Genomic DNA, 7,941 nt, shown 5'->3' on the forward strand with positions numbered 1-7,941 from the left:
CCGTACCCGCTGCCGTGCCCGCTGCCGTGTCCACGATGGCGTCGACCGGCGCGCCCAGCGGCCCGGGGTCGGGCGTGCCCGCCATGTGGCAGCGGATCTCCTTGCTGGGCGGCCCGGCGGTCCCCCACAGGTCGGACAGCTCGGGCACCCGGCGCCACACCTTGGCGATCCACCGGTCCTCGACGATCTGCGCGACCTCGGAGGTGTACTCGCAGACCAGCCCGGACGGGTCGGTGAAGTAGGAGAAGGTGTTGTCGCCCGGTCCGTGGCGGCCCGGTCCCCACTTCGGGGTGATGCCGTGGTGCCGCAGCCGGCCCAGGCCCCGCATGAAGTGGTCGACGGAGTCCATCTCGTAGGCGACGTGGTTGAGGGAGGTCCACTCGGCCTGGTTGAACGCGATGCAGTGGTGGTCGGCGTTGACCCGCAGGAACGCCATCTGGTGCTCGGACCAGTCGGAGACCCGCATGCCCAGCACGTCGCAGTAGAAGGCGACGGCGGCGTCGATGTCGGTGGTGTTGAGGACGGTGTGGGTGACGCCGACCGGCACCGCCGCCTGCCGGCCGCGCTCCGGGACCGCCTCGACCAGGGCGCTGATCTCGATCAGCCGCCCCTCCGGGTCGGTGAACCGCACGCCGTACCCGCCGCCGGCCTGCTCCAGCGGGCCGGGACCGTGCACCGGGACGATGGAGCGGGCCAGCAGCCGCCGGGCCGCCTCGTCGACCTCCTCGCGGGAGCCGACGGCGAACGCGATGCGGCCGAGGCCCACCCGGTCGGCGCGGGACAGCCGCAGCACGTGGTGCTCGTCGCCGGTACCGCGCAGCCAGGCGGCGTCGCGGTCGGCGTCGACCGTCTCCAGGCCCCAGACCTCGGAGTAGAAGTCGGCGGACTCGGTGAGCGTCGGGACGAAGAGCTCCACGGCGCGCAGCTTGCGCAGCCGGGCGACGGGGGGCCGCTGGAGGGCCGTCTCGGACATGCCGTCTCTCCTGATCGTCGAACGGGGCGGTACGGGCGGTACGGGTGGTGCGGGCGGTACGGGCGGTACGGGCCGCACGGTGGAGCCGGGGCCGGGAGGCCGGGGTGACGCCGGGGGTGCAGCCGGGAGCTAGGAGGCCCAGGGCAGCGGGGCGGGGTCGGTGCCGAAGTACAGCGACTTCTGCCGCTGGTAGCCGCGCAGCCAGTCGCGGCCCTTCTCGGTGCCGAGCCCGCTCTCCTTCCACCCGGTGAACGGGGTGCTGGAGCTGAACTGCTTGTACGTGTTGATCCAGACCGTGCCGGCCTCGATCCGCCGGGCGAGGCGCCAGGCGCGGGCCAGGTCGCGGGTCCAGATGCCGCAGGCCAGCCCGTAGACGGTGGAGTTGGCCTGGCGGACCAAATCCTCCTCGTCGTCGAACGGGAGGCAGACCAGCACCGGCCCGAAGATCTCCTCCTGGCACGTCCGGGCGTCGGCGGGCAGGCCGTCGAGCACGGTGGGCAGGTAGTACGCCCCCTCCGCGTACTGCTCGCCCTCCGGTACGGCCCCGCCGCACAGCACCCGGGCGCCCTCCTCACGGGCCAGGTCCACGTAGGCGGCGACCTGGTCGCGGTGTCTGCGGTGCACCATCGGCGCGACCTGGGTGGCCGGATCGGTGCCCGGACCCACCCGCAACTTCCGGGTCCGCTGCACCAGTTCGCCGACGAACTCGTCGTAGATCGCCCGCGCCACGAAGAGCCGCGAACCGGCGATGCAGGACTGGCCGCTGGACGAGAAGATCCCGAACATCACACCGGCCAGAGCCTGTTCGACGTCGGCGTCCTCGAGGACCACGGTGGGCGACTTGCCGCCCAGTTCCAGCGAGACGGGGATCAGCTTCTCCGCCGCGGCGTGCGCCACCGTGCGGCCGGTGTTCGTCCCGCCGGTGAAGGTGACCTTGCCGACCAGCGGGTGCTTGACGATCGCGTCGCCCACCACGCTGCCGCGGCCGGGCAGCACCGACACCAGCCCCTCGGGCAGCCCGCTGTCGGTGATCAGCCGGCCCAGGGCCAGCGAGGTCAGCGGCGTCCAGTCGGCGGGCTTGAGCAGCACGCCGTTGCCGGCCGCGAGAGCGGGGGCGATCTTCTGCGCGTCCGAGGCGATCGGCGAGTTCCACGGGGCGATCGCGCCGACCACGCCGATGGGCTCGTGCGTGGTGACGGTGACGTAGGCGCCGCGGGACGGGGTGAGGGCGTCCTCCGCCGTCTCCAGCAGGGCGGCCGCGTACCGGAAGGTGCCGGCGGCGCTGGCCGCGAGGGCGCGGGTCTCGGTGCGGGTCTTGCCGGTGTCGGCGGTCTGGATCGCCGAGAGCCGGTCCGCGTTCACGTCGATCAGCTCCGCGATCCGGTGCAGGTACCGCGCCCGCAGGTGCGGGGCGAGGTCCCGCCAGGCGGGGTCCGCGGCGGCCCGGGAGGCACCCCGGGCCGCCGCGTCCACGTCCTCGGGGGAGGCGCCGTGCAGCGTGGTCAGCACCCGGCCGGTCGCGGGGTCGACGACCTCGGTCGGCGCACCCGATCCGGTCCGCCAGCGCCCGGCGATCAGCGCTTCGTCCGGCGGCAGAACCGTCTCGGTCATGGCTTCTCCTCCTGGGCGTTCGCGGCCTGCGACCGGGCCTTTCAGGACCTGATCACTTGGTGGTGAAAATCTAACCCCTTAAATATCTCTCCGCAAGAGCCCGTCGCCCACCCGTCACCCATCCGGACGCGGACGCGACCCCGCCGGCCTCACGGGTCCCTCCCACGGCGCGGGACAGGTGGCGCGGCGGCACGGCGAGAGGCCCGGCCGGGGCGTTGCCCCGGCCGGGCCTCTGCGGAGGTGGCCGTCAGGTCACGGAAGGTCCGTCGACCGACCGCGCGTCACAAGAACCGTGCGTCACAAGGACCGCGCGTCACAAGGACCGCGCGTCACAAGGACCTGCGTCACGAGGACCTGCGTCACTGGGTGACGGACGCCTCCAGGTGGAACGGGTTGTGCAGCAGCGGGCTGGTGCGGCGGGACTCGACCACGATCTCCCACACGCCGGCCTTGGGGTTGGTGAACGTACGGGTGCCCGGGTCGCAGACGGCGGCGTCGGAGAAGTTGCTGTAGCAGTTGAGCGAGCCGCTGCCCGCACGCTCACCGCTGACGCCCTCGGGGGTGTAGGCCCAGAAGCGGGTGTGGCTGCCGTCGGCGAGGCCCGAGAGGTTCACGGTCAGCGCCTTGGTCCCGGCGGGCACGGCCACCGTGTAGCGGACGGCCTCGTTGCGGTCGGTCCTGCCGTCGGCGGACCAGGTGGTGCCGGCCGTCAGCTCGGCCGCGGCCTCGACCACCAGCAGGGTGGCCTGCTCCAGGCCCCGGACGTCCTCGTTGTCGATGTTCAGGACGGCACTGTGGACGCCCTGCGTGGCCGGCTTCGCGGTCACCTGGACGACCGTCGGGACGTCCTTCTCGAGGACGACGCGCTCGGGCACGGAGAAGGTGTCGTCGTCGCCCTTGAGGCCGAGCTCGAAGGTCTGGGCGCCGTCCTTGCCGCCGGTGCGGGTCAGGGTGACGTCGTAGGTGCGGGACTCGCCGACGCCCTGGCCGCCGCTGCCGGGGGCGCAGCTGTTGAAGAGGCCGGTGCCGGTGTTCGGCGTGGCCAGCTGGCCGGAGAGCACGGTGCACACCGGGGCGGAGACGGTGACCTGCTCACCGGTCGCGACGCCCTTGGAGAGGAACTTCCACGCCTGCTCGACGTCGAACAGACCGTGGCCCTGGGCGACGGCGTCGACCTTGTTGTTGTAGTCGGCCGTGGTGTAGACGGCCTTGCGCAGCTCGGCCGGGGTGGCGCTGACGCCGCTCTGCTTGGCGGCGGACAGCAGCAGGGCCGCCGCGCCGGTGGCCTGCGGGGCCGCCATCGAGGTGCCGTTCATGTGGCTGTAGCCGCTCGGCAGGGCGTAGCCGGTCTCGGCGACGGAGGCGTTGGGCATCCAGCGGGGCGTGGTGGAGACGGCCGAGCCGGGAGCGGTGATGTCCGGCTTCAGGCCGCCGTCCTCACGCGGGCCGCGCGAGGAGAACGGGAACACGCCGTCCTTGAAGTCCACCTCGGAGCCGTAGTTGGACCACCAGGTCTCACGGGTGACGGAGGCGCCGACGCTGACCACCTTGTCGGCGATGTTCGGGTCGCCGACGGTGTTGGTGCCGGCGCCGGAGTTGCCCGCCGAGATGAACATCTGGACGCCGGTCTCGTCGATCAGGCGGTTGTACAGCAGCGCCTGGGCGCTCTGTCCGTCGTTGAGGGCCGGGCTGGAGCCGATCGACATGTTGATGACGTCGACGCCGTACTTGGTGGCGAGGTCGATCATGCCGTCGTTGAGGGCGGCGCTGGAGCAGCCGTTCGCGTGGCAGGCCCGCATGGAGACCAGCTTGGCGCCGGGCGCCTGGCCGTCCATCCGGCCGCCGAACATGCCGTTCGCGGCGGTGATGCCGGCGACGTGGGTGCCGTGGTCGACGTCGAGCGCGTTGATGTTGATGCCGGAGAAGTTCCCGCGGAGCTTCTTGAACTCGACCGTGAACGGCTGCCGTTCGTCCTGCGGCGTGTCCGGGTCGTCGGTGCCGATGTAGCCGATCTCGTGGTCGACGTCGTACGCCTTGATCAGCTCGTCGTCCGAGAAGACGTGGTCCAGGTCGGTGTCGACCCACACCGCGCCGTCCGAGGCGCGGCCGGCTATGCCCAGCCGTACGCCGTCCAGCGTGGGGTCGGCGAAGCTGGTCTCCGTGAGCAGGCGCGGCGCCAGGTACAGCTGCTCCTCGCCCTCGGAGGCCGGGAGGGTCCAGGTGATGCCGTTCTTCTCCGCGGTGGGCCCGCTGACCTTGTGGGAGTCGGTGAGCAGCGACCAGGACCGGTCGAAGAGCAGGTCGATCAGGTTCGTCGGGTCGGTCGCCGTCTTCGTGTCGACCAGCTTGCGCTCACCGGTGGTGGTCTCGGCCAGCGCCGGGTGGGTGGGGTCGACGCCGGTGTCCATGATGCCGATGGTCACGCCCCGCCCGTCGAAGGAGGGGTTCTTCTCCTTGAAGCGGACCGAGCCGGTGTCCCGGGTGGGCATGTACGGGTTGTCGTCGCCCGTCTTCGCCGACGGGGCGGCGGGAAGCTCGCCCGACGCGCTTGCGGCCTGCGCGGCCGTCCCGGCCGCGCTCCCGCCCGCGCCCGTGTCCTCCAGCTTCAGCAGCTCGTCCACGTCCGCCCGCAGGACGTCGTCGAGCGCAACGGCCTTGTCCACCGCGGCGAACGGCACGTTGGCCTTCACGTAGCCGATCTCCGCGTCGGTCCGGGTGACCTCCGCGCCGAGCTCGGTGAGCGCCTCGCGGACCTCCTCCGCACGCCCGTCCCTGACCGCCAGCATCAGCGTCACGAAGTCGGGGACCGCGCGCTCCGCCCCGGCGGGGAGGCTGCGCGCCCGGGACTGCTGCGCGTACCGGGTGACGAGCGAGCGGTCGTGGCTGCCGAGCTTGTCGGCGGCGGCCGTCGCGGCCGGGGCGGGGTCCGCCTGGGCCGGGATCGCGGTCAGCGACATGCTGCCGGCCGCGACCACCGCGGCGAGCGTCGCCATGGTTCTCACGGACGGCTTCGTGCGGTGACTTCTGGGGGTGTTCATCGGCGTCCTATCCATGAAGGCGTGTCGAACAGCGACACCGTTTCATCCGCCGACGTGGCCGAAAAAGCCCTCCCAGCTGTCGGTTTAGTGCCTTGTCGCAAAGGCGACAACGCCTGGTCAGACCCACTCCCGCCGCGCGGCCTGCCAGCCCAGCTGCACCCGGCTCTGGGCGTTGGCGAGGGCCAGCAGCCGCCGGACCCGCCGCTGGACGGTACGCAGACTCACGTTCTGCTGGGAGGCGATGGCCTGGTCGGTGTAGCCGGCGAGGAGCAGCGACAGCAGGTAGCGGTCGTCGGCGGCCAGCGGGCCCTCGGCCTCGGCCAGCGCGGTCGGCACCGGGACGGCGGACTCCCAGCACCGGTGGAAGATCCAGCCGAGGGCGTCCACCATGGCGCGGTTGCGCACCAGCAGGGCCGTGACCTCGTCCTGTCCGGACTGGTCCGGCACCACGATGGCGATCCTGTCGTCGACCAGGACGAGCTTGAGCGGCACCTCCACCGCGACGCGCATCTCCTCGCCCAGCTCGGCCCACTCCTTGAGCAGCAGCGGCGCGTCGGGGCCGTCGGTGTCCAGGAGGTCCCGCTGGTACACGACCCGGTACCGCACACCGGCCCGCAGGGCGTCCTGCTGGCCGGCGTTGTCGTCGGCGGGCACGGCGACGGCCGGCGCCCGGACCAGGCTGCGGACCTCGTGCTGCGCCTCGTGCAGCAGGTGGTTGTACCGCTCGGCGAGCGGCTCCGCGCCCTCGATCACCTCGATCGGCTCGGCGGGTTCGTACCCGGCCTCCCTGCGGTAGCGCGCCGTCAGTTCGGCGATGGCGTGCCGCGCCCGGCGGGCGTCGTCCATGCGGTGGAGCATCAGCAGGTTGAGGTTGACGTCCGGCGGAGCCGCCCGCAGTCCGCGCCGGCTGCCGGACAGCCGTGTCACCAGGCCCTTGTGCTCCAGACCGGCGAGCGCGGTCTCGGTCTCCGGCACGCCCAGCCCGGTCCGGCCGGCCAGTTCCCGCGCGTCGGCGGCGGCGCGGGTGACGAGTTCGACGTACACCTGTTCCTCGGTCGGTTCGATACCGAGACCTTCCAGCATCTCTCACCCTCCGGCGCGCGACAGCGGTGCGGGCATGCCACGCGGACCCCCGGCGTGCGGGGGTTCTCCGGACGAGCGTCCGTGGCTGGTGGCTGTGCTGATCTTGGGGGCCGACCCGCCCCCGGTCAACGGCCGTGCCGTGGAGTGAGACACCCAGACCGCGGGCCGCCCGCCCTCACACGGTCAGGTGGTCAGTGGCCGAACGCTTCCTTCAGCCACCACGCGCCCTCCGCGGAAGCCGTCTTGGCGTCGACGACCAGCGGACGCCCGCCCGGCTCCGCCAGCCAGGCCTTGAGCGGGCCGAGGTCCTCCGGTGTGCGGACGGTGAGCGCCTCGCAGCCGTATCCGCGGGCGATGGCGGCGATGTCGGTGTCGGGGAAGGTGACCGTGGACAGGTCGGGCTCCTCCGGACCGAAGTGGTGGACCTCCGCCCCGTACATGGAGTCGTTGTAGACCACCACCAGCATCGGCAGGCCCAGCCGGACCACCGTCTCCAGCTCCGAGATGCCCATCAGGAAACCGCCGTCGCCGCACGCCGCGACCGGCAGCCTGCCGGGCTGGGCGAGGGCCGCGCCGATCGCCGTCGACAGGCCGAGGCCCACGGACTGGAACGCCTGGGTGAAGCAGAAGCCGTAGTGGTCGGGGACGTCCAGGTACATGCTGGGGTAACCGAGGAAGTTGCCCGAGTCGACGGAGACGACCCGCTCCGCGGGCAGCAGCCGGTCCAGTTCGACGGTGAGGGTGCGCGGGTCGATGGTCCCGCCGCCGGGGCCTTCTCCGGTGGTCCCGTCCTGGTAGGGGACCTGCTTCCAGGAGCCCTCCGCGGCGATGCGGGCGGCGGTCTCCGGGGTGCGGTAGCCGGTCAGCCGCTCCTCCCCGAGGGCGGCGAGGGCGACGAGGGTGTCGGCCGCCGTCTCGGCCACCGAGCCCCACAGGCCGAGGTCCACCGGCCGCACCCGGCCTATGGCGGCCCGTTCCAGGTCCACCTGGACCACGGTCGCGTCGTCGGCGATCAGCCGCCCGTGCCGCATGGTCCACATGTTGAGGGCGCAGCCCCAGCCGACGATCAGGTCCGCCCCGGCGATGAGTTCGGCGGCCAGCGGGGTGGAGAACCCTCCGGAGACGTCGATGCTCCACTCCTGGTCGTGGAAGAGGCCCCGGGCCACCGCGGAGGTGGCCAGCAGCGCCCCGGACCTCTCGGCCAGCGCGATCAGCGCCTCCCGTCCGCCGGAGGCG

At 72.5% G+C, this 7,941-nt stretch carries 5 protein-coding genes; all 5 read right to left on the reverse strand.

Annotated elements, in window-relative coordinates:
• On the reverse strand, positions 1-973 hold a 973-nt coding region (locus tag HW445_RS12220; RefSeq protein ID WP_180221046.1), incomplete at its 3' end, for a VOC family protein.
• Positions 974-1,102: 129 nt separating this feature from the next.
• Complete coding sequence (locus tag HW445_RS12225) at positions 1,103-2,584, reverse strand: aldehyde dehydrogenase (protein ID WP_180221047.1); 1,482 nt, start codon at positions 2,582-2,584, stop codon at positions 1,103-1,105.
• Positions 2,585-2,943: 359 nt separating this feature from the next.
• Complete coding sequence (locus tag HW445_RS12230) at positions 2,944-5,577, reverse strand: S8 family serine peptidase (RefSeq protein WP_257231025.1); 2,634 nt, start codon at positions 5,575-5,577, stop codon at positions 2,944-2,946.
• A gap of 162 nt (positions 5,578-5,739) precedes the next feature.
• Entirely contained in the window at positions 5,740-6,705 is a 966-nt protein-coding gene (locus HW445_RS12235; RefSeq protein ID WP_180221049.1) for a helix-turn-helix domain-containing protein, read from the reverse strand.
• Positions 6,706-6,896: 191 nt separating this feature from the next.
• Positions 6,897-7,941: thiamine pyrophosphate-binding protein (locus tag HW445_RS12240; RefSeq protein WP_180221050.1), on the reverse strand; the 1,045-nt coding region annotated here is incomplete at its 5' end.

Source organism: Streptomyces sp. UH6 (assembly GCF_013421635.1).
Lineage (GTDB): Bacteria > Actinomycetota > Actinomycetes > Streptomycetales > Streptomycetaceae > Streptomyces > Streptomyces abyssomicinicus.

Bases quoted from the DNA above. Each gene is read 5' to 3' on its own strand.
- HW445_RS12225 (WP_180221047.1), bottom strand. From the start codon at position 2,584: ATGACCGAGACGGTTCTGCCGCCGGACGAAGCGCTGATCGCCGGGCGC.
- HW445_RS12230 (WP_257231025.1), bottom strand. From the start codon at position 5,577: ATGGCGACGCTCGCCGCGGTGGTCGCGGCCGGCAGCATGTCGCTGACC.
- HW445_RS12235 (WP_180221049.1), bottom strand. From the start codon at position 6,705: ATGCTGGAAGGTCTCGGTATCGAACCGACCGAGGAACAGGTGTACGTC.